This window comes from Thiorhodovibrio winogradskyi, from assembly GCF_036208045.1.
GTDB classification, from domain to species: domain Bacteria; phylum Pseudomonadota; class Gammaproteobacteria; order Chromatiales; family Chromatiaceae; genus Thiorhodovibrio; species Thiorhodovibrio winogradskyi.
Genome location: NZ_CP121472.1, coordinates 2618942 through 2645602, shown reverse-complemented (window position 1 = coordinate 2645602; position 26661 = coordinate 2618942). Strand labels below are relative to the sequence as shown.

The window sequence follows — 26661 nt, the reverse complement described above, 5'->3', positions numbered from 1 at the left end:
TTCTGGTTGGGATGACCACGGCATGCGCGGTTATCCCAAAGCTGATGCAGCCGTGTCAACTTGGGGGATGCGTCGCCGCTGATTCACGATCATGGCAACACCTTAGTACCTGTTGTCGCCATCGAGCAGATTGCCCAGACCACCAAGCACCGAGCCCTCGCCGCGACTGCCGCCGTGCTGCGGAGCCGCGGCCAGCATGCGACCAGCCAGGCGCGAGAAGGGCAGAGATTGCAGCCACACCCGCCCTGGACCGCTCAGCACTGCAAAGAACACCCCCTCACCGCCGAATAGGGCGGATTTAATACCGCCCACCTGTTGTACATCGAAGCCAACCTGCTGCTCGAAGGCAACGATACATCCGGTATCCACATGCAGAGTTTCACCCGGCTCCAGAGTCCGTTCAGTCACGCAGCCGCCTGCGTGGATGAAAACCAACCCATCGCCGTCAAGGCGTTGCATGATGAAACCCTCGCCGCCGAACAGGCCAGTGAGGATCTTGCGCTGGAAGAAAATGCCCAGGGCCACGCCCTTGGCACCGCACAGAAAGCTGTCTTTCTGGCAAATCAGGGTTCCGCCGAGGTCTGGCAGATGGATGGGGAGAATACTGCCAGGATAGGGCGCGCCGAACGCCACCCGCGCCTTGCCCTGGCCTCTGTGGGTAAAGACGGTGGTAAACAGGCTCTCGCCGGTCACCAGCCGCTTGCCTGCGCCAAGCAGCCTGTCCATCAAGCCGCCACCCTGGCCGGTGTGGGAGCCATCGCCAAAAACGGTGTCCATCTGGATGGCCGGATGCTTGTACATCATGGCGCCAGCTTCGGCCACTGCGCTTTCACCGGGGTCAAGTTCCACTTCGACAAACTGCATCTCGTGGCCAAAGATTTCGTAGTCCACCTCATCAGCACGCGTCGTGCGGACTGGTGGTGGTGGGGCGCCAGCGGGCATGGATGCGCCAGATCCGGTCAATTCGGCGACCTCGGCGATAGGCAGCCATTGGGCAAAACCCTCCCGCCAGGCATGGCCAGCCGGATTGGCGCTGGCGCGCATGCGTGCTTGCTGGGTGTCCAAGGGGCCAATTTGCTGGCCGCCGTAGCTGAGGTACCAGGTCATGTCGCAGTTCTCCCGTGCAATGTTTTCAAGGTGATATGCCCACGCAGCATTCTAAATGGTATTTTAGTGCTATTTTAGCGCCGGTTTGACTGTCCGTTGTCTGCTGCGGTCAATCAGGTTTTTTTCGCCTGTCGGTTAAACGTGGAGATGTCAATGTCTATGAATAGCTATCGGGAAGTCAGTTCGCGGTCCTGGGGCAGCCGACTAGCTGGCTCTGTGTCCGGCATTCTGGTCGGTCTGCTGCTAGTGATGGTGGCCGTGGGCTTACTTTGGTGGAACGAGGGGCGGGCGGTCAAGCGAGCCCGCGCGCTTGATGAGGGCCTATCCCAGGTCGTGGAGGTGGCTGCTGAGCGAGTCGAAACGGAGAATCAAGGTCGGCTGGTGCATCTATCAGGCCGTGCCGAGACCAAGGAGACGCTAACCGATCCGGTCTTTGGCCTGAAGGCGCAGGCACTCAAGCTAAGCCGGGAAGTCGAGATGTACCAATGGCGCGAGCGCAGTAGCTCTGAGACGCGCGAGAAAATAGGCGGCGGAACCGAGACGGTTACCACTTACAATTACGACCGCGGCTGGGAATCGAACGTGATCGATTCAGACAGCTTTAAAAAGCCCGAGGGACATATCAATCCGGCGCAAATGCCCTATGACAACTGGAGTCAGACAGCGAGTAGGGTGGAGCTTGGCGCCTTTCGGCTGTCGCGCGAGCAACTCGCGAAACTCAATGATTTCCGTCGTATCGACCTCAGTGACAGCACCCCTGGGTTGCGCCTGCCGCCGGGCGCCCAGCTCGCGGGCTCGGAAATCTATCTTGGCCAAAACCCGGGTGCGCCCCAAATCGGCGATGCGCGGATTCGTTTCGCTCTGGTCAATCCTCAGGATGTCAGTCTGGTCGCTGTACAGCAGGGCGACAGCTTTGTACCCTATCGGGCATCGAATGGCAATGAGGTATCGCTGCTTGAGCCTGGTGTCTTCTCCGCACAGGAGATGTTTCAGGCGGCACAGGATCGCAACCGAATGCTGACCTGGGTGTTGCGATTGGTTGGCGTGCTGGCCATGTTCATCGGTTTCCGCATGTTGTTTGGCACGCTGCGCGTCCTGGCTGCTGTGGTGCCCATGCTTGGACGCATGGTTGGCGTTGCGATCGGGCTGGTTGCGGGCATTCTTGCCGCGACCATCTCCCTGATCACAATCGCTTTGGCCTGGATCTTCTACCGGCCATTGTTCGGTGGTGGATTGCTGCTGTTGGGGCTGGCTTTGTTGTTTGGGCTCAAGCGGTCAAACCAGGCGAGCGCGCCGGTTACTGCCGATATGCCGGCATCCGCGGGGAGTCCTCCGCCGCCGCCACCGGTTTAATCGGTTCGCGCGGACCACCCGCTCTTATGTTTTCAGGTAATGGCTCGAGCTAGCGTCCTCCCCACGGAGCACAGCAGTGCCAAAAAAAGCCAGGGCGGTGATGCTCTCCTCGATCTCGAAGAAGGCGTGATCGCAGGAAGCGCGCACATACATAAGGGTGCCGGGTTGTACCGGCTGCTCGTCGTCCTCGACGCGCAGCCGACCGCGGCCCTTGAGGATGAGATAGACCTCGTCCTCCTCATGCGCCGAGGCCATGTCCTTGGAGCCTTTGGGAACATGGTAGAGCGAGCAGCTGAGTGAAGGGGTGCGGAGGAATTCGCGCATCGAGAGCACGTCATCGGGAATCAGCTTCTCGATGTCGGCGAGTTGGAAAATCTCCCAGTCTCCGGTTTGCACGCGGTTCATGGCTGGAATCCTATTCAGTGTTGACTGGTGAAGAGCCTGGTGAATGGCGGAGGATGCGCGCCGGCCCGTCATGCGGGCAGCGGCGCAGATGATTAGCGCGTGTTGCCGATCCAGCCAAGGGTCGGATCATAAGAGGGTAGGGCGCGGGCGCCAAGCTCCTGGTCGATCATTAAAAGGCCTTGGCCCTCGCCCTTGACGATGCGCAAGCGGTCGAGAATATCCTTGACGTTGGCTTCCTCCTCGACCTGTTCCTTGACGAACCAATCCAGAAAGGCGCCGGCGGCGTGATCGCTGTGCTCGCGGCACAGGCTGACCAGCTCGTTAATGCCTTTGGAGACCTCAAGCTCGTGCTGGTAGGTGTCTTCCATCAAGGCGGTGGCACTGTCCCAGTCATGCGGTGGCTCGGCGATGGCTGACAGACGAGCGCGCCCATCGCGATCAGTCAGAAAATCGAAAAAGCGCGACACATGGGTGAGTTCTTCCATTGCCTGCACTCGCATCCAGTGGCTGAAGCCGCGCAGACCCTGATGATCGGCCCAGGCGGCCATCGACAGATAGAGGTAGGACGAGTAGATTTCCTTGTTAATGTGCTGATTGAATTTGTTTTCAAGATCTTGGGTGATCATTTGGCTGGTCTCTTGGTTGGTGGATGTCAGGGCGCTGTGTGGTTGCGATGATCCCGCGTTCAGGCGCGCGTGAGGCACGCATATTGTGCCTTGCCCTAGTCAAGGGTTTGGGCCATTGCGGGTCTGATCCAAGGGATGGTTCAAGGGCTCGATCAGGAGTGGTGACGCCCGTGCCCTAATAATCCATGCCTGTTGCGCATTCTAAATGCGATGCATTCGCGCAATTGTATAGGATGATGCGTCCGGTTGGAATTTTCCTTGTGCGGCTCATGCGATCATTGTCGCCGCGCCGCATGGAGGCTCCAGCCAATGAGTTCCACTGCCCATCCTCAGGAGGCCGTCAGATGCCAGCGCCACGTCAACATTCCATGGGATCCGGGGGCGATTGTATCTGCCCAAAATGCCAGACCCGAATTCCGCACCACTCCGGAGTTCCTTGCCAGGATCAGGCCTGTCCGCAGTGCGGCGCCAAAATGCTGCGGGTTGGTTCCGATCATTATCTGAAATGGCGGCAGAAGCAGGGCGCTTGAATCCGACCTGGCAGACAGCCTTTAGCCCGCGCCCCAAACTGACGGCCAAAGGCTGCGCCTATTCGAAAAGATAAGTTCTTTATTCCCAGCGAAACAGGCGCGCGGCCAGGCCCATGAGCACCAGGCTAAGGCCGAGCAGTAACGCGATCCGCGGCAGCACATCAAGCAGGCCGGCTCCATCGATCATCACCGCCCGCGCTCCATCGACCAGGTAAGTCAGCGGCATGACTCGCGACATAGCCTGGGCGGCAGTGCTGGCGCCCTCCATCGAAAACCAGACGCCCGAGAGCAGCAGCATGGGCCAGGACAGCAAGTTTAGCAGACCATCGGCGAGTTCCTCGGTTTTGAGCCGGGCGGCCACCGTCAGCCCGAGGCTGATCATACACAGGGCGCCGGCAGCATAGAGCGCGATCAGCGCCAGGTAGGAGCCGCGCATGGGTGGATCGAGCAGGAAATAAGCACCGGCATAGACCAGAGCGCTGGCTCCCAGCACCACAATCAGGCGCGAGAGCACCTGGGCGATCAGAAATTCCATGGGTCGCAACGGTGTGGCCTTCAGTCGCCGCAGCACACCATTTTTGCGATAGCGTACCACCACCCAGCCGACACCCCAGAGGCTGGAGAACATCACATTCATCGCCAGCACCCCGGGAAGCGCCCAGTCGGCGTAGCTCAGCGCCAGGCCATCGGCCAGTTGGCGGCGGGGCAGGGCGGTGATGGGGCTGTTTGGGTTCGCGGTTGGGATGCCAGTTGGGTGAAGGGCCAGCCGGTATTGCGCCAACAGCAGTTCCTCCAGGATGGACGCTTGGCTGGCCTGAGGGTTCAGCCAGTAGCGCGGCGGTGACTGGGCCTCTATCAGCAGATCGAGTTGATGGCGTTCGACTTTCTGGATGGCGCCTTCAATGGCCGCGCGCTCATCCACAACAGAAATAACATTAATTTGCGGTTTGACCAGAAAGTTGGCCAGTGGACTGTCCGCGGCTGGCGCGCCGATGACTCCAATCTTGAACAGCGCCTGCTGCTGTCCGTCGAAAATAAAGGCGAAGGCCGCGATCATCATCACCGGCATGATGAGATTCCAGATCAGGCCGGCGGAGTCGCGATAGAACTCGCGATTGCGCGCGATGAAAATGGCGTAAATGCGTCCCCACATGGCAGTGGCCTCAGTTACGCAGGCGATGGCCGGTGAGTTTCAGGAACAAGTCTTCGAGATTGGGTGTTTCGACCCGCAGCGCGGTCAGTTCCGCGCCGATGCGTTCGAGCTCATCAAGCATGGGCGGTACCTCGGCGGTGGGAATTTCGATCTCGCCGTTGCGCACCAGGGCCGCGGCCGGCAGCGGGCTGGCGGTTGGCCAGGCGCTCTCGGGCAGGCGAATCATGGCGCGCGGAAAGTGCTCGCGCACCAGTGTCTTGGGCACGCCCTCGGCAATGATGCGGCCCTGATCGATAATGGCGATCTGGTCGCACAGGCGCTCGGCTTCTTCCATGTAATGGGTGGTCAGCACAATGGTCTTGCCGCGCCGGCGTACGGTCTCGATCAGTCCCCAGAAGTTGCGCCGCGATTGTGGATCGAGTCCGGTGGTGGGTTCGTCGAGAAACACCAGGTCAGGATCATTGACCAGCGCGATGGCCAGCAGCAGTCGCTGGCGCTGTCCACCCGAGAGCTTGCGGGTGTCGCGTTTGAGGATATCGCCGAGGTGACAGAGTTCGATCAACTCTTCGATGAGTTTAGAGCGGCTGGCGCGGCGCTGGTAAAGAGCCGCGAACATGGCCAGGGACTCGGCCACTGTCTGGAAGTCTTGCAGCGCCGTGGCCTGAAATTGAATCCCGGTGCGCTCGCGATAGGAGGCATCAAGTGGGCAACTGTCGAACAAAATGGTGCCACTGCTTGGCGTTAGAATGCCCTCAAGCATTTCGAGGGTGGTGGTCTTACCGGCACCATTGGGGCCGAGCAGGCCAAAACATTGTCCACGGCGAACGTAAAATGAGAGACCATCAACGGCGCGCACGCCGGGGTAGTCTTTGACTAAATCGCGTGCTTCGAGCAGAAAATTGCCGGGCATCTTGGGGAAGGGGGGGAAGGGGGGAGGCAGGCGCATCCATGCGCCCTTGGCAAGTCTTGGTGTCAGACGCTTACTTCTGTTCGGTCTTGCCGTCACCTTCCTTCATGGTGTTGATCTTGAGTGGCACATAGGCCAGACAGGTGCGCAGATAGGCGGTACCGACGGCGACCAGGCCCAGGATGGTCAGGATGATCTGACCGGTGAAAATACCGGCCAGCACCAGCAGGCCACCAACGGCGAAGCGAATGTTACGGTCTTGATCGCCAACGTTTTTTGGAAGATCCATGGGTCTCTCCTGAAGTTTCGTCATTTAAGGGTTGCACGGGGAAGTGATGAGAACGACGGGCTGCCAAGAACGGGCCGATCTCACTAAGGTTGGAAGCCCGATTTGATCACCGGGCTCGATGCTCTGCGGGACCGGGCCTAGCCGTCACGATGGTCGTGCGATTGAGGTTCAAACTGACCGGGATAGATCAACAGGCCAGATGTCTTGCGTAATCAACCGCAAGTGGTCTCAACTGACCAACACCGCAACAGTATACTGTGCCTCGTCGGATGCTGTCCTTGCGTTCCGACAATCGGGCGCTCCAACAAGCGGGTATTGCGGGTGCATGGACAGACCGCACGGTGGCGCCCCGACATCTTATAAAAACCACAGAGCCCCTAAATTATGCATGGTTTTTCTCTGTCGCGCTGGCTGTTTTGGGCGGCCATCGCATTTTTGCTCTTTCTGGCCGCTCGCCCTTGGTTTGAGCATTGGCTCATCAGCTTCAACGCCGAGCCACGTGTGGTCACTGCCCGCGGCGATCTGGCCGCGGATGAACTGGCAACCATCGAAATCTTCGAGCTTGTCAGTCAGTCTGTGGTCTATATTTCGACCATCTCCGAGATTGCCTTGCCCTGGACGCGCAATCTCGCCGAGGTGCGTCGTGGCACCGGCTCGGGTTTCATCTGGGATGACCAAGGCCACCTGGTCACCAATTATCACGTGGTTGCAGGCGCCTCGCGCGCCCAGGTGCGGCTGGCGGATCAGCGCACCTATGCGGCGAATCTGATCGGCGCGAGCCAGGAGCACGATCTGGCCGTGCTGCGCATCGCACTACCGGTGGCGGGTCCCAGTCCGGTGACCATCGGCACCAGCGAAGATCTGCGCGTTGGCCAGAAAGTCTTCGCCATCGGTAATCCTTTCGGGCTCGACTACAGCCTGACCACAGGCGTGGTCTCGGCGCTTGATCGCACCATCGTCTCTGAGGACGGCACTGAAATCCGTCGTCTGATTCAGACCGACGCAGCCATTAATCCGGGCAATTCCGGTGGTCCGCTGATCGACAGCGCCGGGCGACTCATTGGCGTGAACACCGCCATTTTCAGCCCGACCGGAGGCTTCTCTGGCATCGGCTTTTCAGTGCCGGTCGATACCGTCAACCGGGTGATCCCACAGTTGATCGCCTATGGGCGCTATATTCGCCCGCGCCTGGGGATTTTTGCTGACGATGACGCCAGTCAGGCAGTGTTAAAGGAATTGGGCGTCAGCGGGGTGCTGGTGTTGCGGGTCGAGGTCGGCTCCCCGGCGGATCGCGCCGGTTTGCGCGCAACCAGGCTGACATCCGGCGGCGGGATCATCCCAGGTGACATCATTCAGTCGGTGAATGGGCGAGCCGTCACGGACATGGGTGATCTGATAGAGATTCTGGAAGATTTTCAGATCGGTGAGCAGGTCAGACTCGCTATCTGGCGCCGCGGCCAGTTGCAGGAGCTGACCGTCAGTCTAGGTGGGGAATTGCCGCGTTTGGACTAGTTGCCGCCTTTGGACCAATGGCCAAAGCCGGTGGCTTGATGTTGTCTGAGGTTGCTGGGAAAACCGGAACCCTTGTACCGAACTCAAACACGAATCTAGACGCTGGCGCGGCGAATTAATTCGCGAATCAATTCGCCGCTGGCAGGACACCAGTTAGAGCCCGCACATGCCGCTCGGGCAGCAACCGCCAGTGCCGCAGGCGGGTGCCGGGGCCATACCGCTACCTAGGCTGTTGCTGGAGATCAGGTTACCGCCGTTGGCCATGCGATAGACGGGTGCATCCTCCGGCGTGTCGCCGCACGAAATCCGAGCTTGCGCGCAAAGCTCGCCCCAGGTCGAGAGCGACTCGCTCATGCGGTGGCTGACCTCCACCACCTGGCCATTGGCATCGCAGCGATAATCGTAAGTGGGCATGGTTATACCTCGTTCCCGTCAATGTTAAAGATTGAATATCAGCGTTTTCTAATGCACCCAATTATAGCGAAAATTTGCTCTGGGCAAAGTCATCCTGCCCTTGCTGATGGGATTCACCCAGAGCACCCTGCAGGGTGCGTGAGTGTATGCAGCCGCGATTAGGCTGTCTGGTTCGAACACCGAGGCAGATGCTCCGCGAGCCAATCGCGAATCTGTGGTGAAGCGCGAGCACCGCTAAAACGACCTTGTTCCTCGCCAGCGCAGAACAGCATCACCGTTGGAAAGCCGCGGACCCGATAGCGCCCGGCCAATTTCATGTTCTCGCCCTCGTCCACTTCCACTTTTGCCAGGCGCAGGCGCCCATCATAATCACTGAGCACACGCAATAGATGGGGCGCAAGCGCGTGACAGGGGCTGCACCAGGCAGCCCAGAAATCGACCAACACTGGGGTGCGATGCGAGGCGTCTAGCACCGATGCATTGAAGTCCTCGAGTCCGGTACTGAAGTCATCCGAGTGATCATAAGGCTGCGACGACATAAGAAAGTCAATCCTTATTAAGATTTACTAAGTAATTAATATAAAAGGTAATCTGGTATTAATTCCGAGTGCTCTCGCCAGATCCCTCCACGGCCAGGCGGACGCGCTCAGGGGCGTTCATGTTATTATTGGGAGTTTACCGAATTCGCCGACATTTCGCCTGCGAGCGCCCGCTTCTTCACGGCGATTTCGCATCATCACCCCAACCAGTCTCTTAGCGAACAAGCTGATTAGCCACGCCCATGCCGGATTTTGCCAAGGAAGTCCTGACCGTTAATCTCGAGGACGAGATGCGGCAGTCGTATCTTGATTACGCCATGAGCGTGATCGTCGGCCGCGCCCTGCCCGATGTGCGCGATGGTCTCAAACCCGTGCATCGTCGCGTACTCTTCGCGATGAACGAACTGGGCAACGACTGGAACAAGCCCTACAAAAAATCCGCGCGCGTGGTCGGCGATGTCATCGGTAAATATCATCCGCATGGCGACACGGCCGTCTACGACACCATTGTGCGCATGGCACAGCCTTTTTCCATGCGCTACATGCTGGTGGACGGGCAGGGTAACTTCGGCTCGGTCGATGGCGACTCACCCGCCGCCATGCGCTACACCGAAGTGCGCATGGCGCGCATCGCCCACAGCCTGCTTGATGATCTCGACAAGGACACGGTCGATTTCATCCCTAATTACGATGAGTCCGAGCACGAGCCAACCGTCCTGCCGGCACGCTTTCCCAATCTGCTGGTCAATGGCTCCTCTGGTATAGCGGTGGGCATGGCGACCAATATCCCGCCGCATAATCTGGGCGAGATCATCGACGCCTGCCTGAAGATGATCGATGAACCCCTGACCACCCTCGAAGACCTGATTGAGCTGGTGCCGGGACCGGATTTCCCCACCGCGGCCATTATCAACGGCGTGCGCGGTATCCGCGAGGCCTACCGCACCGGGCGCGGGCGCATTCAGTTGCGCGCGCGCACCGAGATGGAGACCCAGAAGCGCAGCGGGCGCGAGGCCATTGTTATCACCGAGCTGCCCTATCAGGTCAACAAGGCCCGGATGCTCGAAAAAATGGGCGAGCTGGTCAAGGAAAAGCGACTTGAGGGCATTGCCGAGCTGCGCGATGAGTCCGACAAGGACGGCATGCGGGTGGTGATCGAGATCAAGCGCGACCACCACGCCGAGGTGGTGCTGAATAATCTCTATCAGCACACCAACATGCAGACCGTCTTTGGCATCAATATGGTGGCCCTGGTCGACGGCCAACCGCGCCTGCTCAATCTCAAGCAATTGCTGGAATACTTCCTGCGCCATCGCCGTGATGTGGTCACCCGGCGCACCCTGTTCGAGCTGCGCAAGGCCCGTGATCGCGCGCATTTATTGGAGGGCTTCACGGTCGCCCTGGCCAACATCGATGAGGTCATCGCGCTGATCAAGGCCTCGGCCAGCCCGGCCGAGGCACGCGAGGGCCTGATGGCGCGGACCTGGGCAGCGGGGCAAGTGACCGGCATGCTTGAGCGCGCCGGTGCCGCCGAGACCCGCCCGGATGAACTCGACGCCCGTTTCGGACTGATCGGGGAGGGCGATCAAAGCGGCCGTTATCGTCTCAGCGAGCGCCAGGCGCGCGCCATCCTGGACCTGCAACTGCAGCGTTTGACCGGCCTGGAGCAGGACAAGATCATCAAGGAATTCGGCGAGATCCTCGAGAAAATCGCCGACTTGCTGGAAATCTTGCGCAATCCGGAGCGCCTGATGCAGGTGATTCGCGATGAACTGACAGCGATCCGAGATCAATACGCCGACGCACGCCGCACCGAGATTGTCACCGACCAAACCGATCTCACGCTGCTGGATCTGATCGCCCCCGAGGATGTGGTGGTGACGCTCTCACATGCGGGTTATGTCAAGGCGCAGCCGCTCTCGGAGTATCAGGCGCAGCGCCGCGGCGGCAAGGGACGTATCGCCGCCACCACCAAGGACGAGGACTTCATCGACCGACTGTTCGTGGCCAATTCCCATGACACCGTGCTGTGCTTTTCGAGCTTCGGCAAGGTCTACTGGCTCAAGGTCTACGAGATGCCCCAGGCCGGTCGCGGCGCGCGCGGGCGGCCCATTGTCAACCTGCTGCCGCTTGAGCAGGGCGAGCGCATCAATGCCACCCTGCCGGTGGCGGAATATGATCAGGATCGCTTTATCTTCATGGCCACCAGCAAGGGCACGGTCAAGAAGACGCCGATTAGCGAATTCTCACGACCGCTCTCGCGCGGCCTGATCGCCATCGATCTGCACGAGGACGAGTATCTGATCGGCGTCGCCGTGACCGATGGTCGCCAGGACATGATGCTTTTCACCAGCGCCGGCAAGGCGGTGCGCTTTAACGAGGAAAACGTCCGCTCCATGGGACGCACCGCCCACGGTGTGCGCGGCGTGATGCTGGAAGAGGGCCAACGCGTCATTTCCCTGGTTGTCGCCGAGCCGGGTGCCGTGCTGACAGTGACCGAAAACGGCTATGGCAAGCGCACCCCGGTCGAGGAATTTCCGACCAAGGGTCGCGGCGGCAAGGGCATCATTGCCATTCGCACCAGCGAGCGCAATGGTGATCAGATCGGCGCCGTCTTGGTGCGCCCGGGCGATGAAATCATGCTGATCACCAACGGCGGCACCCTGGTGCGCACATCAGTCGATGGCATTTCCCTGCTTGGTCGCAGCACCCAGGGCGTGCGGCTGATCAATCTGGGCGATGGCCAGCGTTTGGCGGGTATCGAACGCATTGTGCCGCTCAATGGCGACAATGATGGCGAGGATGACGAGGCTGGCGACCCGCGCGGCGGCAATGATGGGGACAGGCCGGAGAGTGAACCTGGCGCCGGAGAGGTTCATGGCCCGGATCTCGAGGGTGAGGGTGAGGCTGAGGATGGTGAAGACTAGGTGACGGATATGGGGCTGATACACACACGGATTGAGTTAATCAATCCGAGGGATACGTCCTTGAAGCCAATGAGTGTTGATGCCCTGGTCGACACAGGTGCAATAACGCTCTGCATACCAGAGCATATTGTCATCCAGCTAAAACTCAGTGAGCTGGAAAAGCGGGAAGTCACAACAGCGGATGGCAAGAAAACCCTTGTCCCTTACGTGGGCCCCATCCAAATTCGCTTTGAAAACCGCAATTGCTTTACCGGCGCATTGGTTTTGGGGGACTCCGTCCTGTTGGGGGCGATCCCGCTTGAAGACATGGACTTGGTGATTAACGCCAGATTGCAAGAAATGACAGTGAATCCGCAAAGCCCTAACATTCCCGCCGCTGTCGTCAAGAGGGCGAGCCCCTAACAGCCGTCGCGGCCAAGCCGGTTTCGCTCTCGATCAACCGAAATGGAGAAGACTGAATGACCCGACCCTACAACTTCAGCGCCGGCCCGGCCATGCTCCCGGAGCCAGTGCTCCAGCGCGCGCGCGAGGAAATGCTTAATTGGCACGATAGCGGCATGTGCGTGGCCGAGATGAGCCATCGCGGTAAGGAGTTCATGTCCATCGCCGAGGGCGCGGAGGCTGATCTGCGCGAGTTGCTCGGCATTTCGGACGAATACCGGGTGCTCTTCCTGCAGGGCGGTGCATCAAGTCAGTTCGCCATGGTGCCGATGAATCTGCTGCGCGGACGCACCAGCGCGGATTACATCAACACCGGCAGTTGGTCAAAAAAGGCCATTGCCGAGGCGCGGCGCTTCTGCACCCCAGCCATCGCGGCCAGCACCGAGGATGATCGCTTCAGCCGCGCGCCGGTGCAGGATGAGCTCAAGCTCTCCCCCGATGCGGCCTACGTCCATTACACGCCGAACGAGACCATTGAAGGGGTTGAATTCCCAGAGATACCCGACACTGGCGATGTGCCCTTGGTCGCTGATATGTCCTCAACGCTCTTGTCGCGGCCGCTCGATGTGTCCCGCTTCGGACTCATCTATGCTGGGGCGCAGAAGAACATCGGCCCAGCTGGTTTGACCATTGTCCTGGTGCGCGCGGATTTGATCGGCGAAACCCTGCCCGGGACGCCGGCCATGTTCGACTATGGCATTCACGCCAAGAATGATTCCATGTACAACACCCCGCCAACCTATGCTTGGTATCTGGCCGGTCTGGTGTTTGCCTGGCTCAAGGAACTTGGCGGGCTTGCGGCCATGGCGGAGATCAACCGGCGCAAGGCGGCCAAGCTCTACGCGGCCATTGATGATTCCAGCTTCTACGCCAATCCGGTCGAACCGCGCGCGCGCTCATGGATGAACGTGCCTTTCACCCTGGCCGATCCGGCGCTGGATGGCGATTTTCTCGCCGGCGCCAAGGCGGCTGGACTGCTGACACTCAAGGGTCATCGCTCGGTCGGCGGCATGCGGGCCAGTATTTACAATGCCATGCCAGAGGCGGGCGTCGAGGCGCTGGTCGAGTTCATGCGCGAATTTGAGCGCACGCGTGGGTAATAGGTCAGGAAATCCAATAGCAGGTCAGGGAATTCAAATAGCAGGGCAGGGGATTCACATGTTTAAAATTTTAACCCTCAACAATATCTCCCTCGCCGGACTGGAGCGCTTGCCGCGCGACCGCTTCGAGATCGCTTCGGAAATTGCTCACCCCGATGGCATTTTGGTCCGGTCGGCGAAAATGCACGACATGCAGATTCCCGAGAGTGTCCAGGCCATCGGCCGCGCCGGCGCTGGCGTCAATAATATTCCGCTTGAGACGATGAGCGCGCGCGGCGTGGCAGTATTCAATGCGCCCGGGGCCAATGCCAACGCGGTCAAGGAACTGGTGCTTGCCGGCATGTTGATCGCGGCGCGCAATCTGGCGCAAGGCTGGTCCTTCGCGCGTGGCCTCTCCGGGGAGGACGCGGCGATCAGCAAAGCTGTCGAAGCGGGCAAGAAAGACTTCGTCGGCTTCGAGCTGCCCGGGCGCACTTTGGGGGTCATCGGCCTGGGCGCCATTGGCGTGCTGGTGGCCAATGCCGCGCGCGCGCTGGGCATGAAGGTGATCGGCTACGATCCCAGCATCACGGTGCGGAGCGCCTGGAAGCTGGAATCCAACGTGCAGGCAGCCGTGTCCATTGACGATCTGGTGTCGCGCGCGGACTTTATCAGCTTTCATGTCCCCCTGACCGAGCACACCCGCCACATGATCAACGCCGAGCGCATCGCGGCCATGCCCGATGGGGCGGTGCTGCTGAATTTCTCCCGTGATGGCATTATCGACGACAGCGCGGCCATCGCGGCACTGGACAGCGGCAAGCTCTATGCGTACGTTTGCGATTTTCCCAGCAATCTGCTGAAGGATCATCCGCGTGTGGTGACCCTGCCGCATCTCGGGGCATCGACACGGGAGGCCGAGGAAAACTGCGCGGTCATGGTAGCCGACCAGCTCCGCGCCTATTTGGAAGACGGCAATGTGCGCAATTCGGTGAATTTCCCTGACATCGATCTGCCGCGCAACGGCGGCTATCGCATTTCAGTGGTGAACAGCAATGTGCCCAACATGGTCGGGCAGATGTCTACCCTGCTGGCCGAGTCTGATTTGAATATCATCGATATGCTCAATCGCTCACGCGGAGATCTCGCGGTGACGCTCATCGACATCGACCAAGCCTGCCCGCCAGCGACGCTCGACCACATCCGAGGTATCAAGGGCGTGTTGCGGGTGCGAGCCTTGGGTTAATAAGCCAATGACTGACTCCACCGCTCGCTTGAAAGCGGTGCGCGAGCGCATCGACGCCACCGATGCCGAGATTCTGCGGCTGTTATCCGTGCGCGCACGTTGTGCGCAGGAAGTCGCCGAAATCAAGTCCGCGCAGGCCCCCCAGAGCCACTTTTATCGTCCCGAGCGCGAGGCCGAAATTCTGCGCCGCATCAAGGCGGACAATCCTGGCCCGCTGCACGACGAGGAAGTCGCGCGCCTGTTTCGTGAGATTATGTCCGCCTGTCTGGCGCTGGAAAAACCTCTCTCGGTGGCCTATCTCGGTCCCGAGGGCACCTTCACCCAGGCCGCCGCGCTCAAACACTTTGGCCACTCTGTGCACACCCTGCCATTTGGCGCCATTAGCGACATTTTTCGCGAAGTCGAGGCGGGAGCCTGCCATTTTGGCGTTGTGCCAGTGGAGAACTCCACCGAGGGCGTGGTCAGTCACACTCTCGATACCTTCATGCAGTCGCCGCTGCATATTGCCGGAGAGGTCACCCTTCGTATTCATCATCACCTGATGAGCCGTGCCAGCGCGCTCGATGGGATCAAGCGTGTCTATTCGCACCAGCAGTCCCTCGCCCAGTGCCGTGCCTGGCTGGATCGGCACTTACGGCAGGCCGAGCGCATTCCGGTTGGCAGCAATGCCGAGGCCGCGCGCTTGGTGGCCAATACCGAGGATGCCGGCGCCGTGGCTGGCGAGGCGGCGGCGGAACTCTATCAGCTGAATCTACTGGCCAATCGCATTGAGGACGACCCGCGCAATACCAGCCGCTTTCTGATCATCGGCCCCGAGGATGCGCCACCCAGTGGCAAGGACAAAACCAGCCTACTGCTCTCCTGCCGCAACGAGGCCGGTGGTCTCTATCGGCTCCTGACCCCCATGGCCGAACATGCCATCAGCATGACGCGGATCGAATCGCGCCCCTCGCGCCAGGGTGTCTGGGATTATGTGTTCTTTGTTGACCTGTGCGGTCATCGCGACGATGCGCGGGTGGCCGCGGCGCTCGACACGCTAAAATCCTCCGCCAATCTCTTCAAGATTCTCGGTTCCTACCCTGAAGCGGTGCTTTAAGCCGTCACTGCCGGGTATCACCGCGACATACCAGCCAAGGATATTTCACAATGTCCCCAACCAAAGCTCCTTTTCAGCCCACCCCGGCGCCGCAGATCGCGGCGCTGAATCCCTACGTACCCGGCAAGCCCATCTCTGAACTGGAACGCGAACTGGGTATCCGCGAGTCGGTCAAACTCGCCTCGAACGAAAATCCGCTTGGGCCTGGCGAGAAAGCGCGCGCTGCCTATGCCCAGGCGGCGATGGAGCTTGGGCGCTATCCCGATGGCGGCGGCTTCGCCTTGCGCCAGGCCCTTGCCCGTCATCATGGCGTCGATGCCGAGATGGTCACCATCGGCAATGGCTCCAATGATGTCTTGGACCTGGTGGCGCGGACCTTTCTGCATCCCGGACGGGAATCCGTCTTTTCCCAGCATGCGTTCGCCGTTTATCCCATCGCCATTCAGGCGGTCGGCGCGACACCCCAGGTCGCGCCAGCGCTCGACCATGGCCATGACCTGGACGCCATGGCGACGCTGGTCAATGAAAAGACCGGCGTTGTATGGATCGCCAACCCCAATAATCCCACCGGCACCTGGCTGACGGCCGAACCACTGAAAGACTTTATCGCCAGCCTGCCCAAGACCTGTATCTGCGTGCTCGATGAAGCTTATATCGAGTATGTTTCAGATCCTGATTTTCCCAATGGAGTGGCCTGGCTGGACGATTTTCCCAATTTGATTGTCACCCGCACCTTCTCGAAAATTCACGGCCTGGCGGCACTGCGAGTCGGTTATGGGCTGAGTCACCCGCGGGCGGCTGAGTTGATGAATCGGGTGCGCCATCCATTCAATGTCAACGCACCCGCTCAGGCCGCCGCCGTGGCCGCGCTCGAGGATCAAGATCATATCGCGCGCTCGGCCGAGCTTAATCGGGTTGGTCTCGCGCAGTTTAGCGGTGGGTTGCAGGCGCTTGGCCTGGAGATAATCCCCTCGCTGGGTAATTTTGTCACCGTCGATCTTGGCCGTCCGGCTGGCCCGGTGGACCAGGCGCTGCTGCGCGAGGGTGTGATTTGCCGCCCGGTGGCCAATTATGGCCTGCCGAATCACTTGCGCATCAGCATCGGGCTTGAAACGGAAAACGCCCGCTGCCTGGCGGCGCTGGGCAAGGTACTGGGCAAGGAACCGGGGGGCGAGGTGCTGACGGCATGATCGAACGCTTGGCGGTCATCGGCGTCGGGCTGATTGGTGGGTCGCTGGCACGCGCGCTGCGCATGGCGGGGCAGGTCGGCGAGATCATCGGCTGCGGTCGCTCACGCGAGAATCTGGAGCTGGCGGTCGAGCTGGGCGTGATCGACCGCTATGCGCAAGATCCATCCATCGCGGTACGCGATGCCGATCTGGTATTTCTGGCCGTGCCCATGGGCGCCATGCGCGAGCTGATCAAGCAGATCGCGCCACTGCGCCGCGCCGATGCCGTGGTCACGGATGGTGGGAGCGTCAAGAGCAGCGTGGTGGCCGATACCCGCGCCGCCTGTGCCGGCATGCCAGCTTGGTTCGTGCCCGGGCATCCCATCGCCGGCACCGAGCGCAGTGGGGTAGGGGCCTCATTTCCAGAATTATTCCGCCAGCGCCGGGTGATCCTGACCCCGCTGCCCGAAACCGACCCACAGGCCACTGAACGCGTGCGCGCCATGTGGCAAGCCACGGGTGCGGAGGTGAGCGAAATGAGCGTCGCCCACCATGACGAACTTCTGGCCGCCACCAGCCATCTGCCGCACATGCTGGCCTTCGGTCTGGTCGATGCCCTGACGCGTATGGACTGTCGTGATGAAATTTTCCGTTACGCCGCCGGGGGGTTTCGTGACTTTACCCGCATTGCCTCCAGCAACCCTGTGATGTGGCGCGACATCTGCATCGCCAATCGCGAGAGCCTCAGCGCCATGCTCGCGCGCTTCAGCACCGAGATGAGCGACCTGGCCGCCAGCATCCGTGATGCCGATGGCGAGCAACTGCTGGATATCTTCACCCGCGCCAAGGCAGCGCGGGATGCATTTGTTGATGGTGCCTCACCGCTAGATTAGGTTCTGCTGCCCCCCCCTGGTGCACCAGGTGGCAAGAGGTCCGCTCGAGTTTCATTGTTCCTCCAAAATCCCCTGTTCACCCTCGGATTTCGCAATAATCACCGCCCCGCAGGAGTCACTGGTGATGTTGACCGTGGTGCGCATCATATCGAGCAGACGGTCCACCGCTAGCACCAGTCCGATGCCTTCCAGTGGCAGGCCGACCGCCGATAGGATAATGGCGATGGCCACCAGGCTGGCGGCGGGAATACCCGCCACGCCAATGGAGGTGGTCAGCGCCAGCAGCACGACCACCAACTGGGTGGCCAGGCCCATCTCTATACCATAGGCCTGGGCGATGAAAAGCACCACCACGCATTCATAGAGCGCTGTCCCATCCATGTTCACCGTGGCACCCAGAGGTAGCACGAAACTGCTGGTGCGATTGGATACCCCGGCGTTTTTCTCCACGCACTCCATGGTGATGGGCAGGGTGGCCGAGGAAGAGGCCGTCGAGAAGGCCGTGAGCTGCGCGGCACTGACAGCCCGATAATGTCGCAGCGGACTCACGCCGCCAAGAAAGCGCAGCAGCAAGGGTAGGGTGACGAAAAAATGGAGACTGAGCGCCAGCACCACAGTGAAGAAAAACTTCGCCATCGGGATAAAAGCCTCCAGCCCGGTGCTAGCGACCGTTTTGGCCACCAGCGCGAAGACGCCAATGGGCGCGAATTTCATCACCAGATCCGTGATTTGGATCATGATTTGGAACATGCCGTTGAAAAAATTGAACTGAGCCTCGCGATAGGGTGTCTCGATGCGGGTCAAGAAAAACCCGTAAAGCAGGCTGAAAAAAATCAGTCCCAACATCTGTCCGGCACTGGCGGCCTCGACCACATTGGTCGGTATCATGCGCAGAAAAATCTCGACAATGTCGCCGCTGTCCTTGTCGGCAAAGCGTTCGGTCAGGGCACCGCTGTCGGCTTCCAATCCGAATATCTCGGCCGCGTTGCCCTCGACCACTCCCGGTTGGATCAGGTTGACCACCGAAAGACCCACGACCACGGCCAGAAAGCTGGTCATCACATAGTAGCCAAGGGTTTTCAGCCCCAGTCGCCCCAGAGCATCCGATTGGCCAATGCCAGCAATGCCGATGATGATGGAGGAAACAATCAGCGGCACCACCAGCATTTTGAGCGCATTGAGAAAGAGCGCGCCAATAAAGCTGAAAACCGCATGGAAACTGACCCCGAAAAGAGCCGCTTCTTCGCCAGTGAGCAGACCGAGCAGGACCCCGAACGCGAGACCAAGCAGAATCTGCCAATGCAGTTTGAGTTTCATAATCGACATGGGTTTCTCCAGCGGCAGCCTCCGCGGTTGGATTCATCCGAGTACCAAAAGCCAGCCGTCAGGCAAAAACGGAAAGACCACGGATTGGGAGGACTGCGGATTGGAAATTATTCGTGGTCGTTAACTGGTGCTATGATCTCCGGTTTGGACTTCACTTGCATCGCCCACCGCAAGCCTGGCGGGCAGTGCTTTCGGGGCAGGTAGAATCATGGGTTTTCGTGTTTTCTATTTGATCAACCGCTCGGGCGAATGCGTCTCTTCGGTCAGTGCCGTGGCCATGAGCCCAAAGCAAATTTGCGAGCAGATGGTTGGCCGCCTGCATTCGCCAGACGACTATCTGGGCATACTCGATGCCGAAGATCGTGTGCTGCAAATTCTGCCCGAGCCAGAGCAGTCGCGCTACTACATTGAGGTGCCATTGGATGCCGCCAAGGCATCTTACGGGCGCTATGTTGATCGCGATGAATTGCTGCAGCTGATACTGCATCTGCCAGAGCGGCTCGATGAGCGCAGCATTCCAGGGTTGAAGTACAAACCCTGGTAGTGTTCGGCCAGAACAATGCGCGCGACTCGGACATCAATTCAGTGCCCGGTCGCTGGCATTTTCCATCATCCCGGACGCCTCCGTTAGAGATACAGATTGGTCGCCACCAGAAAGAACACCAGCACGGCGATGATGTCGTTGCCGGTCGTGATAAAAATCCCCGTGGCCATGGCCGGATCAATGCCAAAATGCTTCAGCAGCATGGGCACGGATGCCCCCATGGCCACCGCCAGCAGGGTCACGCAAAAGAGCGCGAGCCCAGCGGTGCCGGCCAAGCGGAGCGGTGATTCCAGGTCAATCACCAGCCCCAAGCCAAAGACCACCGCCGCCAGGACAGTGGCGGCTGTCAGCCCATTGACCATGGCGCCCAGCAGTTCACGGCCCAGGCGCCAGGGCAGGTCACCGATCCAGAGTGTTCCGGTCGCGATGCCCTGAATCGCCACTGTGGCGGCCTGAATGCCGGCATTGCCCGCCATGGACATCACAATGGGAATGAAGCTCGCCAGAATGGCGGCGGCAGCAATTTCCTCCTCGTAAGAGCCCACGATAGTGCCAGATAAGGTCGCGCCCAGCAGACCAGCGAGCAGCCAGGGTAGGCGAGTTTTGACGATGCTGAACACAGGCGCGTCCGGGCGCGCCTCGGGCGACAGGCCGCTCATCAGGTGCGCGTCTTCCTCGGCCTCGTCGCGGGTCACCCGCTGGAGTTCATCGGAGGTGATACGCCCAAGCAGGCGGCGCTCGCCATCCACCACGGGCACCGAGGTGAGCGCGTGGGTCAGGGTGATTCGGACCACTTCTTCCTGGTCCATCTCGGAGCTGACGGCGATGGGATCCGTGCGCATGGCCTCGGCCGCGCGCCTTTCCTTCGGGCTTAGCAGCAGATCGCGCAGCTTGAGGTAACCGAGCAGGTGCCGTTCATGATCAACTACATAAATAACCGAGATTTTCTTGATCACACTGGCGTTGCGGCGCACCTCCGAAACCACTTGATCCAGGGTCCAATCAGGTGGCACGGCGACCAGCTTGCGAGTCATGATGCTGCCGGCTGATTCTTCGCGGTAGCCCTTCAGCTCCAGGATGTCATTGGCGCGCTGAAGTTGCGGTAGCAGGCGTTCCTGGACTTCCTCGGGCAATTCCTCGAGTGCATCAGCTCCAGTTTCTGGATCAAGGGAATCGAGAATCTCCACCAGACGCTCAATGGTGGCATCCTCAAGCAGCGCGGCGCGGAAGTCGTCGTTGAGTTCAGCAACAACTTTGGCCGCAGCCCCGGCGGGCATATAGAAAAAAAGCTTTCGCGCTCGTTTGAGCGGCAGGTTGACCATCAGCTCAATGACATCGCGCGGGCGCCAGCGTCGCACAATGGCGCGCACCCGGTCGCGATCGCCAGCCTTGATTAACCGGCCGATCTGCCTGATGACAGTCTTGTTCTCAGAGGACAATTCGCCGGTTGCGGAATGCGTCCACCTTAAAGGTGCTTGGTCAGCGCTACCCGATGGCGATGTCAGAGTATTTGCTTGATTTGGCATGACAGGCAGAGCGCGCTTAAGAAGGATGCGGCTTAAGCAGATTGTTTAGACAGATTCAGCACTCGGTCGCACTCAAGCTCGTTGTAGATCACATATTCCTTGAGCTCTCGTCTGAGATTGCGAATATGGGTCTGGATTAGCACGGCCGAGGATTTGGACTCAACTAGACGACACCAGGGAACCGACTTGAGCGTCCGATGACGCAGGTAATCGGCGCCTTCGCGCACGTCTGTGATGTTTTGCGTGATGCCGGTGAAATAGGAATTATCCGTACATTCGGCAATATAAACGTACCAACCCTCAGGCATCGGCGGCAGACTCCCAACGTCTCATGGCAACAGCGATCAGGGCGGAAGGTTACCACAGCCTGGCCCTGCAGCCATGAGGGCTGGTCAAGATTCTTTCGGGATTCTGGCGCGCATCGGAGATCGCGCTTGGGCAATATGCGCTAGATCAGTAATCACTACTTTACATAATATAGATTATGCGCAATCTCCAAGGGGGCTCCGTCCAGCGCCAAGCCGCGCCAGGACTGGGCGCTGGCGGATTCGCGCGCGCTGCTGGCCGCTGGCTTCGCGGCTGATTCGTCCGCGCTGCCGGCACTGCTGCAACGCCTGCATCTGAGCACCGCCGATGCCGCTGCAACGGTCGGCGTCCATCCCCGAACCTTGCGCGCTTGGCTCGCGGGTCGCTGCGCGCAACCGGCGGCCGTGCGACTGCTGGCGATCCTCGCGGGCTTCGCGCCCTGGGATGGCTGGGACGATTGGGAGGTCGACGGCGGATATTATTTTTAGACAGTCGACATGGGAGATCTGGCGTCAGGACTTACCACCTTTGGCACCAACCGCCCACTCGGCCCTGGGCGCATCAGCACAATCTGCCGGTTGTGCTCGGGACCATAGCTGACATGCAGCGGAAGATTCGGACCATAGAAATACAGCCGGTCGAAAGGCGTCTCGGCGATGATCCATTGCGCCACCTCGTGCATGTCTTCGTCTTCGATAATGAAATCCACCGCCGCGCCCAGGCGCGGGCAGATGGGGTTGCCGAGGCGATTACGCTCATGCGCGGCATGTTGGTCGCGCTTGGGATCGATGCGACCGGGGATCTTTTTCGCCAATTCCGGTGAGCAGAAACCGTAGGTGAGCCGGATCATGCCGAACCAGTCGATGACCGGGTCGAGCACCTGCTCGGTCAGCTCCAGCAAGGCGTTCCAGCTCTGCGGCTCTTTGGGCTGATTGGCGAGACCGGTGGCCGCTTGCGTCTCGCCGCATTCGATCAGATCGCGAAAGCGCAAAAAGCGTCCGCAGGGATCATCCAGCGCCGGCGGGGTTTGGCTAGGTTGCAGGTTTAAGCCATGCACCTCCCAGCGGTGCCGGGCGAGTGTCTCATCGACCACCTCGGCCGCGGGTCCGTAGCCAGACAGATCGAACAGCCCAAGCGCGTCGAGTTGCTCATCAAAGGCAAGCTGCGCCGGGTAGTCGGGATGTTCTTCGTTGATGTAGCGCGACTTCCAGAACAGATAAGGCGGCGTGAAAGGCTCGACGTAATCGAAGGTGTCGATGTCCTGCTCGCGCAGCTTAATCTTGATCCGCTCATGCAGGCGTGGCAGTGCCTGGCCGTCGAAGGCATCGAAGATCAGCAGGGTCAGCTTGCCGGAAGCGATATGAATCTTGATCAGATCGGCCTGCTGCACCTCGCCGTAGAGCATGGCGCCGGCGCCGACATAGACCCGCAGCAATGCTGGGAGTTGATCAACCAGACTGGCATGCAGTTGCAGAGACTGGCCGGGTTCCAGCCAGCCGAGGCCATGCTCGGCGGCGTCCTGACAGGCTGCGGCGATGGCCTCGGGGTCGGCGATGGCGCGCAGGCGCTCCAAACCGGCCTGTTGGGCGCTCGGGTAGTCGCCGAAAAAGGCTTTGATGTCGCGTTGCAGACCAGGTTCGAGATGCTTGTAGGGTCGGCGCCGCTCGAACTGACGCAGAGCAAAATAGACCTCGAGATCCGCCTTGCGCGCTTCGGCAGCCTGTTCGAGCAGCGCATCAATGTAGTCGTCGCCCGGCCCCTCGCCTAACGGGTCACCCAGCTGATCGCCCAACTGGTCGCGCTGATGTTCTTCAATAAAGCGCAGCGCCTTGCCGAGGGTGCCGAAGGTTTCGGTCAGCGGCAGTAAGTCCACGACCTCCTCCTTGTGGGGTTGTCGCCCGAGGGTCAGCCACTGCGCCCACAGCCGCTCGAGCGCGTCGCGGTGTTCGGCATAGCGCTCGGCGCGGCGATCGCGGCGCGTGGCAGGGGCTTCGCGCGGTCGCGGTGCCGAGGGCGCGCGTAGCCGGTTGCGCCGACCGCGACTGCGCTCAAGCAGAAAGCGCTGCTCGGCGTCTTTGTCGCGAAAAACATAGAGCACCCCGGGCGCGACAGTGATGGGCTCTTCATCCAGCGCACTGGTGAGGAACTGGCGGATTTCGGCTGGGGTGAAGTATTTCTGGAAGGTGCCGCGCTGGGTCAGCAGGCCATCGCGAAAGCGCTCGCCCCCGCCAGCGTGCTGGCGTTCACCGATCATCACCGAGACCACCAACAGCCGCTCGGCCAGCGACCATGCGCGGGTCAAGGCCTCGATACGCTCATCGAAGTCTTCGATCACATTGATAACGAAGCCGAGATTGACAATGTCGGCGGATTCGATGGGCTGATCGGGCGCGTAATAGGGATCCCAGCCTTCGGCGGAGATGCCGTTTTCCTGCAAGCCGCGCAAGTCATCACCACGCCCGCAGCCATAATCGAACAGCCGCTGGCTGCCGTCGAGAAAGCCATGGCGGGCGAGACTCTGAATCGGCGCCGAGAAGCCATAGCGGACCATGGCGGTGCGCTGGCGGGCGGCTTCCCAGTGATCGTGCAGTTGGCCGCCGAACTGAATCGGATCGCCGCCCTGCCCCGGCTCATCGGCCGCATCGGCCTCGCCTTCGACATTACCCAGCGGCAGTAGCTGGTGACCCTCAATGCGATAGCCACGCTCGCGCACTAGCGCCAGCCACTGACGTTGATAGCCGATGCGGGTGGTGTCATCGAACAGCCCGATGGATTCAGCCGCAGCGGTAAGCGCGGCGTATTCCTCCCGGCGCGGATGCTCGGGCGGTAGCAAGAGTTCCTTGCGATGCAGAATGGGCGGATTGAGCGAGTCGGAGTAGGTGCGGTAGCCGACCTGGCCGCTGTCGAGCTGGATGCGCCAGCTGGCCTGCAAGGCTGGGAAAGGATCCTCGAAGAAATCCGCATAGGCGAGCAGCGCGATGTCTCCGTCCCGGCCAAAGCGCACAACATTGAAGGACTTTTCCGGCTCCAACTCAGCAAAGGCGGCCGCTTGCAAAACAACCCGCTGCCGTTCCGCATCGAGTTCCTGCAGGGCATTCAAGTGCACATAGGTGCCGTGGCCGACAATTTTGCCAGGCTTGGCCTTCTTCGCCGTCATGGACTGGTTTCCGCCTTCGTCCCGGTGATAATTATCAGGTAGTTCAACCTAGCCAAATTCAGTTATTCTGCAAGGTATGTATCTTACAGATCAGGGCAAATTACGGAGCCTGTCCATGCGTATGATCTCCTCGGCCGAGTTTCAGCGCCATTTTGGGCGCTACCAAGATGAAGCCATCAAAGCACCGCTTGCGATCACCCGCAATGGTCGCGAACGCCTTGTCTTGCTCTCTGTCGAGGAATACCAGCGAATGAAACGACGGAGCCGGCAAGTGATGGGCATCGAGGACTTCACTCCGGCTGATTTGGATGCCATCTTGCAGGCGGAGCCTCCACCGGAAGCAGCGGCCTTTGACCATGAATGTTCCACTTAACGCCGGTGTCATTCCCCGTCCCGACTCCTGGTCTTGTAATCCGCTACGCTTACCTGTGGCGAGAAGAACACCAAAGAGGCATGGAAGAAGGTCGCAAGGACCGCCCCTGCGCCGTGATCTTGGTCACAACCGATGCCAAGGACGGAAAAAACGTCACCGTTCTCCCCGATTGGTTCGAATGCTTCGATGGCATCTGGGCTTGCGCCAGTCTGCTGCATGTGCCCCTCGACCAGCTCGCCGATGCACTCGCACGCCTGTCAAGAGCGCTCAAAAAGGACGGCGTGCTCTATGCCTCATTCAAATACGGTCGTGGCGAACGCGAGCACAATGGGCGGCGCTTTACTGACCTTAATGAGTCCGGTCTCGCCGAACTTTGATTAACTGGAAGCCAAATATCAGGTAATGGCTGAACACTGGCAATGACCAAGCTCTTCTAACCTGCGGAAATCAAACCCCGAGAGATCTAACCGCACCCCTCTCGAATAAAAGCACCAATGGAGGAAAAATAATCATCCATCACGCCGTACGACACAGGATGCTGACAAGCAATGAAGATTGTCTGACCAGATTGAAGGGAAAACCAACCCTGCTTCGACAGCTCTAGTGGACCTCCAGCAATGCTTTCCCAATAGTCAGGGTATGGCGGCGTTACTCCATACATGACAACAGCCTTTGGAGAGTGTTCGGCGATCTGCCTTTTCAACCAGGCCACTCTATGCGGCGCAAGCTGATGGAGGTAGTCTGCTTTAGACGAAAATAGATTTTTGTGGCTCCAATCGGGAAGCTTCTGGTGCGGTAGTGGCATGAGTTCCAGCAATGCCTCAGTCGCAGTCGCAAGGCGAGCTCTCTGATACATTCGAATATCCTCCTTATCCCGCGCTTCGTCCAAATAGGCAAGGGAGATGGAGATCAACCTCCTCCAGGTTTTTTGAATCCGCGGCATCATCGAGAACCAGCGCGTTTCCCCGATCCTCTCGTGAAATGCGCGGATATCCAGCAGCGAACCTTCCCCCAAATTTCGCCAAGCATTTAGGCGATCCTCAAGGCTCTCGTCCCCGACCCCCTCTTCCATGCCAACGAACCATATCGGAGCAGCCAGCGAGCCGTAGCCAAAAAAGCCGTGAATGTAACCTGCAAGAACGGAGTCATCAGCAGTTGCTGATGCCGTTTTGACAGCCTCGGGGCCAGCATCCTTCAGCTCAGCTGCAAAATTTTGTGAAGCTGCCCCGCCTGGAGAATTTCCCGAACTGGAATGCACTGGTTCCGTCGGTGCTGGAACCAGCCATCCGTTAGTAATACAGTAGTCGATGAATCCTCCCCCCCCTCCTCCATCGTCGTGTCCCTTAGCCCAAGAGACAAGCTGATAGTAATTGGCAACGCTGACCTCGGCGAGTTTCTGCGCAACGATGCTCCACGTCTTAATATTCCGCTGGGCGGTCATTTCGGGTATCCGGCCAATCTTGTATTTCTTTGTGTCTGGGTTCTTTTTTTCCTGCACGAGCGCATCGAGTCTTAAATTGACGGATTCCTCTCCCTGTATACGCTGAAGGTCGACATACTGCAAAGACAGCTTCTTCTCGCCAACCTCAACGAATTGAATGGTGACAATACTGCTGTCAATTGCCCGAATTTCACCAAGCCCCCATTCGGGTTTTTTCGGGTGCTTCACGCGATCGCCGACCTGATAGTCCATAAACGCCTCTTAAGAAATGAAAACATAAACACTCGACGCTTTTCCTAAGC

General features: G+C 59.7%; 26 protein-coding genes. 13 read left to right on the top strand and 13 right to left on the bottom strand.

The window, feature by feature from the left end; translation table 11 throughout:
- Positions 1 to 102: 102 nt before the first annotated feature.
- Complete coding sequence (locus Thiowin_RS11750) at positions 103 to 1107, bottom strand: TIGR00266 family protein (protein ID WP_408034198.1); 1005 nt, start codon at positions 1105 to 1107, stop codon at positions 103 to 105.
- Between the two features lie 153 nt (positions 1108 to 1260).
- On the opposite strand from Thiowin_RS11750, the gene Thiowin_RS11740 reads away from it, so the two are divergent.
- On the top strand, positions 1261 to 2460 hold the full coding sequence (locus Thiowin_RS11740; protein ID WP_328987905.1) for a TMEM43 family protein: 1200 nt from the start codon (positions 1261 to 1263) through the stop codon (positions 2458 to 2460).
- A 24-nt stretch (positions 2461 to 2484) separates the two neighbouring features.
- On the opposite strand, the gene Thiowin_RS11735 is transcribed toward Thiowin_RS11740, so the two are convergent.
- The 5 genes from Thiowin_RS11735 to Thiowin_RS11715 form a co-directional block, all read right to left on the bottom strand.
- A complete protein-coding gene (locus tag Thiowin_RS11735) occupies positions 2485 to 2865 on the bottom strand; it encodes a cupin domain-containing protein (protein WP_328987904.1) in 381 nt (126 codons plus the stop codon).
- A gap of 92 nt (positions 2866 to 2957) precedes the next feature.
- Positions 2958 to 3491: a ferritin gene (locus Thiowin_RS11730; RefSeq protein ID WP_328987903.1), complete on the bottom strand. Its 534-nt coding sequence runs from the start codon at positions 3489 to 3491 to the stop codon at positions 2958 to 2960.
- A gap of 609 nt (positions 3492 to 4100) precedes the next feature.
- Positions 4101 to 5174 carry an ABC transporter permease gene (locus tag Thiowin_RS11725; RefSeq protein WP_328987902.1) on the bottom strand — a complete coding sequence of 358 codons (1074 nt, stop codon included), beginning with the start codon at positions 5172 to 5174 and terminating at the stop codon, positions 4101 to 4103.
- Positions 5175 to 5184: 10 nt separating this feature from the next.
- The gene (locus Thiowin_RS11720; protein WP_328987901.1) at positions 5185 to 6120 is read right to left on the bottom strand and encodes an ABC transporter ATP-binding protein; all 936 of its coding nucleotides are present in this window, start codon (positions 6118 to 6120) and stop codon (positions 5185 to 5187) included.
- Between the two features lie 34 nt (positions 6121 to 6154).
- Complete coding sequence (locus Thiowin_RS11715) at positions 6155 to 6370, bottom strand: YgaP family membrane protein (RefSeq protein ID WP_328987900.1); 216 nt, start codon at positions 6368 to 6370, stop codon at positions 6155 to 6157.
- 384 nt (positions 6371 to 6754) lie between these two features.
- Here Thiowin_RS11715 and Thiowin_RS11710 point away from each other — a divergent pair, with 384 nt between their 5' ends.
- Positions 6755 to 7882 (top strand): S1C family serine protease, encoded by a 1128-nt coding sequence (locus tag Thiowin_RS11710; protein ID WP_328987899.1) that lies wholly within the window; start codon positions 6755 to 6757, stop codon positions 7880 to 7882.
- Positions 7883 to 8035: 153 nt separating this feature from the next.
- On the opposite strand, the gene Thiowin_RS11705 is transcribed toward Thiowin_RS11710, so the two are convergent.
- Both Thiowin_RS11705 and Thiowin_RS11700 read right to left on the bottom strand, forming a co-directional pair.
- A complete protein-coding gene (locus Thiowin_RS11705) occupies positions 8036 to 8296 on the bottom strand; it encodes an FmdB family zinc ribbon protein (protein WP_328987898.1) in 261 nt (86 codons plus the stop codon).
- A 158-nt stretch (positions 8297 to 8454) separates the two neighbouring features.
- Complete coding sequence (locus Thiowin_RS11700; protein WP_328987897.1) at positions 8455 to 8835, bottom strand: thioredoxin family protein; 381 nt, start codon at positions 8833 to 8835, stop codon at positions 8455 to 8457.
- Between the two features lie 242 nt (positions 8836 to 9077).
- On the opposite strand from Thiowin_RS11700, the gene gyrA reads away from it, so the two are divergent.
- The 7 genes from gyrA to Thiowin_RS11665 all read left to right on the top strand — a co-directional run bounded on the left by gyrA (position 9078) and on the right by Thiowin_RS11665 (position 17686).
- Positions 9078 to 11762, top strand: a complete 2685-nt coding sequence (gene gyrA, locus Thiowin_RS11695) for a DNA gyrase subunit A (protein ID WP_328987896.1) — start codon at positions 9078 to 9080, stop codon at positions 11760 to 11762.
- Between the two features lie 69 nt (positions 11763 to 11831).
- Complete coding sequence (locus Thiowin_RS11690) at positions 11832 to 12164, top strand: clan AA aspartic protease (protein WP_408034197.1); 333 nt, start codon at positions 11832 to 11834, stop codon at positions 12162 to 12164.
- A 56-nt stretch (positions 12165 to 12220) separates the two neighbouring features.
- On the top strand, positions 12221 to 13303 hold the full coding sequence (gene serC, locus Thiowin_RS11685) for a 3-phosphoserine/phosphohydroxythreonine transaminase (RefSeq protein ID WP_328987894.1): 1083 nt from the start codon (positions 12221 to 12223) through the stop codon (positions 13301 to 13303).
- A 58-nt stretch (positions 13304 to 13361) separates the two neighbouring features.
- Entirely contained in the window at positions 13362 to 14528 is a 1167-nt protein-coding gene (locus tag Thiowin_RS11680; protein WP_328987893.1) for a phosphoglycerate dehydrogenase, read from the top strand.
- A gap of 7 nt (positions 14529 to 14535) precedes the next feature.
- Entirely contained in the window at positions 14536 to 15624 is a 1089-nt protein-coding gene (gene pheA, locus Thiowin_RS11675) for a prephenate dehydratase (protein WP_328987892.1), read from the top strand.
- Between the two features lie 50 nt (positions 15625 to 15674).
- Entirely contained in the window at positions 15675 to 16814 is a 1140-nt protein-coding gene (hisC, locus tag Thiowin_RS11670) for a histidinol-phosphate transaminase (RefSeq protein WP_328987891.1), read from the top strand.
- Complete coding sequence (locus tag Thiowin_RS11665; RefSeq protein ID WP_328987890.1) at positions 16811 to 17686, top strand: prephenate dehydrogenase; 876 nt, start codon at positions 16811 to 16813, stop codon at positions 17684 to 17686. Before hisC ends, Thiowin_RS11665 begins: the two co-directional genes overlap by 4 nt.
- A gap of 51 nt (positions 17687 to 17737) precedes the next feature.
- Here the strand turns inward: Thiowin_RS11665 and Thiowin_RS11660 are convergent, their stop codons facing one another.
- On the bottom strand, positions 17738 to 19012 hold the full coding sequence (locus Thiowin_RS11660; protein ID WP_328987889.1) for a dicarboxylate/amino acid:cation symporter: 1275 nt from the start codon (positions 19010 to 19012) through the stop codon (positions 17738 to 17740).
- A 277-nt stretch (positions 19013 to 19289) separates the two neighbouring features.
- Here Thiowin_RS11660 and Thiowin_RS11655 point away from each other — a divergent pair, with 277 nt between their 5' ends.
- Positions 19290 to 19556, top strand: coding sequence for a hypothetical protein (locus tag Thiowin_RS11655; RefSeq protein WP_328987888.1), 267 nt, complete (start codon positions 19290 to 19292; stop codon positions 19554 to 19556).
- 83 nt (positions 19557 to 19639) lie between these two features.
- Here the strand turns inward: Thiowin_RS11655 and mgtE are convergent, their stop codons facing one another.
- On the bottom strand, positions 19640 to 20995 hold the full coding sequence (gene mgtE, locus Thiowin_RS11650) for a magnesium transporter (RefSeq protein ID WP_328987887.1): 1356 nt from the start codon (positions 20993 to 20995) through the stop codon (positions 19640 to 19642).
- Between the two features lie 119 nt (positions 20996 to 21114).
- Positions 21115 to 21390 carry a GIY-YIG nuclease family protein gene (locus tag Thiowin_RS11645; RefSeq protein WP_328987886.1) on the bottom strand — a complete coding sequence of 92 codons (276 nt, stop codon included), beginning with the start codon at positions 21388 to 21390 and terminating at the stop codon, positions 21115 to 21117.
- A 360-nt stretch (positions 21391 to 21750) separates the two neighbouring features.
- On the opposite strand from Thiowin_RS11645, the gene Thiowin_RS11640 reads away from it, so the two are divergent.
- Positions 21751 to 21876, top strand: coding sequence for a hypothetical protein (locus tag Thiowin_RS11640; protein ID WP_328987885.1), 126 nt, complete (start codon positions 21751 to 21753; stop codon positions 21874 to 21876).
- Here the strand turns inward: Thiowin_RS11640 and Thiowin_RS11635 are convergent.
- Positions 21873 to 24545 carry a DNA phosphorothioation-associated putative methyltransferase gene (locus Thiowin_RS11635; protein WP_328987884.1) on the bottom strand — a complete coding sequence of 891 codons (2673 nt, stop codon included), beginning with the start codon at positions 24543 to 24545 and terminating at the stop codon, positions 21873 to 21875. The genes Thiowin_RS11640 and Thiowin_RS11635 overlap by 4 nt on opposite strands.
- 115 nt (positions 24546 to 24660) lie before the next feature.
- On the opposite strand from Thiowin_RS11635, the gene Thiowin_RS11630 reads away from it, so the two are divergent.
- Positions 24661 to 24918, top strand: a complete 258-nt coding sequence (locus Thiowin_RS11630) for a type II toxin-antitoxin system Phd/YefM family antitoxin (RefSeq protein ID WP_328987883.1) — start codon at positions 24661 to 24663, stop codon at positions 24916 to 24918.
- 113 nt (positions 24919 to 25031) lie between these two features.
- Positions 25032 to 25295, top strand: coding sequence for a class I SAM-dependent methyltransferase (locus tag Thiowin_RS11625; RefSeq protein WP_328987882.1), 264 nt, complete (start codon positions 25032 to 25034; stop codon positions 25293 to 25295).
- Positions 25296 to 25381: 86 nt separating this feature from the next.
- Here the strand turns inward: Thiowin_RS11625 and Thiowin_RS11620 are convergent, their stop codons facing one another.
- Positions 25382 to 26611 (bottom strand): DUF3553 domain-containing protein, encoded by a 1230-nt coding sequence (locus Thiowin_RS11620; protein WP_328987881.1) that lies wholly within the window; start codon positions 26609 to 26611, stop codon positions 25382 to 25384.
- Positions 26612 to 26661 lie beyond the last annotated feature (50 nt).

Bases quoted from the DNA above. Each gene is read 5' to 3' on its own strand.
- Thiowin_RS11750 (WP_408034198.1), bottom strand. From the start codon at position 1,107: ATGACCTGGTACCTCAGCTACGGCGGCCAGCAAATTGGCCCCTTGGAC.
- Thiowin_RS11740 (WP_328987905.1), top strand. From the start codon at position 1,261: ATGTCTATGAATAGCTATCGGGAAGTCAGTTCGCGGTCCTGGGGCAGC.
- Thiowin_RS11735 (WP_328987904.1), bottom strand. From the start codon at position 2,865: ATGAACCGCGTGCAAACCGGAGACTGGGAGATTTTCCAACTCGCCGAC.
- Thiowin_RS11730 (WP_328987903.1), bottom strand. From the start codon at position 3,491: ATGATCACCCAAGATCTTGAAAACAAATTCAATCAGCACATTAACAAG.
- Thiowin_RS11725 (WP_328987902.1), bottom strand. From the start codon at position 5,174: ATGTGGGGACGCATTTACGCCATTTTCATCGCGCGCAATCGCGAGTTC.
- Thiowin_RS11720 (WP_328987901.1), bottom strand. From the start codon at position 6,120: ATGCGCCTGCCTCCCCCCTTCCCCCCCTTCCCCAAGATGCCCGGCAAT.
- Thiowin_RS11715 (WP_328987900.1), bottom strand. From the start codon at position 6,370: ATGGATCTTCCAAAAAACGTTGGCGATCAAGACCGTAACATTCGCTTC.
- Thiowin_RS11710 (WP_328987899.1), top strand. From the start codon at position 6,755: ATGCATGGTTTTTCTCTGTCGCGCTGGCTGTTTTGGGCGGCCATCGCA.
- Thiowin_RS11705 (WP_328987898.1), bottom strand. From the start codon at position 8,296: ATGCCCACTTACGATTATCGCTGCGATGCCAATGGCCAGGTGGTGGAG.
- Thiowin_RS11700 (WP_328987897.1), bottom strand. From the start codon at position 8,835: ATGTCGTCGCAGCCTTATGATCACTCGGATGACTTCAGTACCGGACTC.
- gyrA (WP_328987896.1), top strand. From the start codon at position 9,078: ATGCCGGATTTTGCCAAGGAAGTCCTGACCGTTAATCTCGAGGACGAG.
- Thiowin_RS11690 (WP_408034197.1), top strand. From the start codon at position 11,832: ATGAGTGTTGATGCCCTGGTCGACACAGGTGCAATAACGCTCTGCATA.
- serC (WP_328987894.1), top strand. From the start codon at position 12,221: ATGACCCGACCCTACAACTTCAGCGCCGGCCCGGCCATGCTCCCGGAG.
- Thiowin_RS11680 (WP_328987893.1), top strand. From the start codon at position 13,362: ATGTTTAAAATTTTAACCCTCAACAATATCTCCCTCGCCGGACTGGAG.
- pheA (WP_328987892.1), top strand. From the start codon at position 14,536: ATGACTGACTCCACCGCTCGCTTGAAAGCGGTGCGCGAGCGCATCGAC.
- hisC (WP_328987891.1), top strand. From the start codon at position 15,675: ATGTCCCCAACCAAAGCTCCTTTTCAGCCCACCCCGGCGCCGCAGATC.
- Thiowin_RS11665 (WP_328987890.1), top strand. From the start codon at position 16,811: ATGATCGAACGCTTGGCGGTCATCGGCGTCGGGCTGATTGGTGGGTCG.
- Thiowin_RS11660 (WP_328987889.1), bottom strand. From the start codon at position 19,012: ATGTCGATTATGAAACTCAAACTGCATTGGCAGATTCTGCTTGGTCTC.
- Thiowin_RS11655 (WP_328987888.1), top strand. From the start codon at position 19,290: ATGAGCCCAAAGCAAATTTGCGAGCAGATGGTTGGCCGCCTGCATTCG.
- Thiowin_RS11645 (WP_328987886.1), bottom strand. From the start codon at position 21,390: ATGCCTGAGGGTTGGTACGTTTATATTGCCGAATGTACGGATAATTCC.
- Thiowin_RS11635 (WP_328987884.1), bottom strand. From the start codon at position 24,545: ATGACGGCGAAGAAGGCCAAGCCTGGCAAAATTGTCGGCCACGGCACC.
- Thiowin_RS11630 (WP_328987883.1), top strand. From the start codon at position 24,661: ATGCGTATGATCTCCTCGGCCGAGTTTCAGCGCCATTTTGGGCGCTAC.
- Thiowin_RS11620 (WP_328987881.1), bottom strand. From the start codon at position 26,611: ATGGACTATCAGGTCGGCGATCGCGTGAAGCACCCGAAAAAACCCGAA.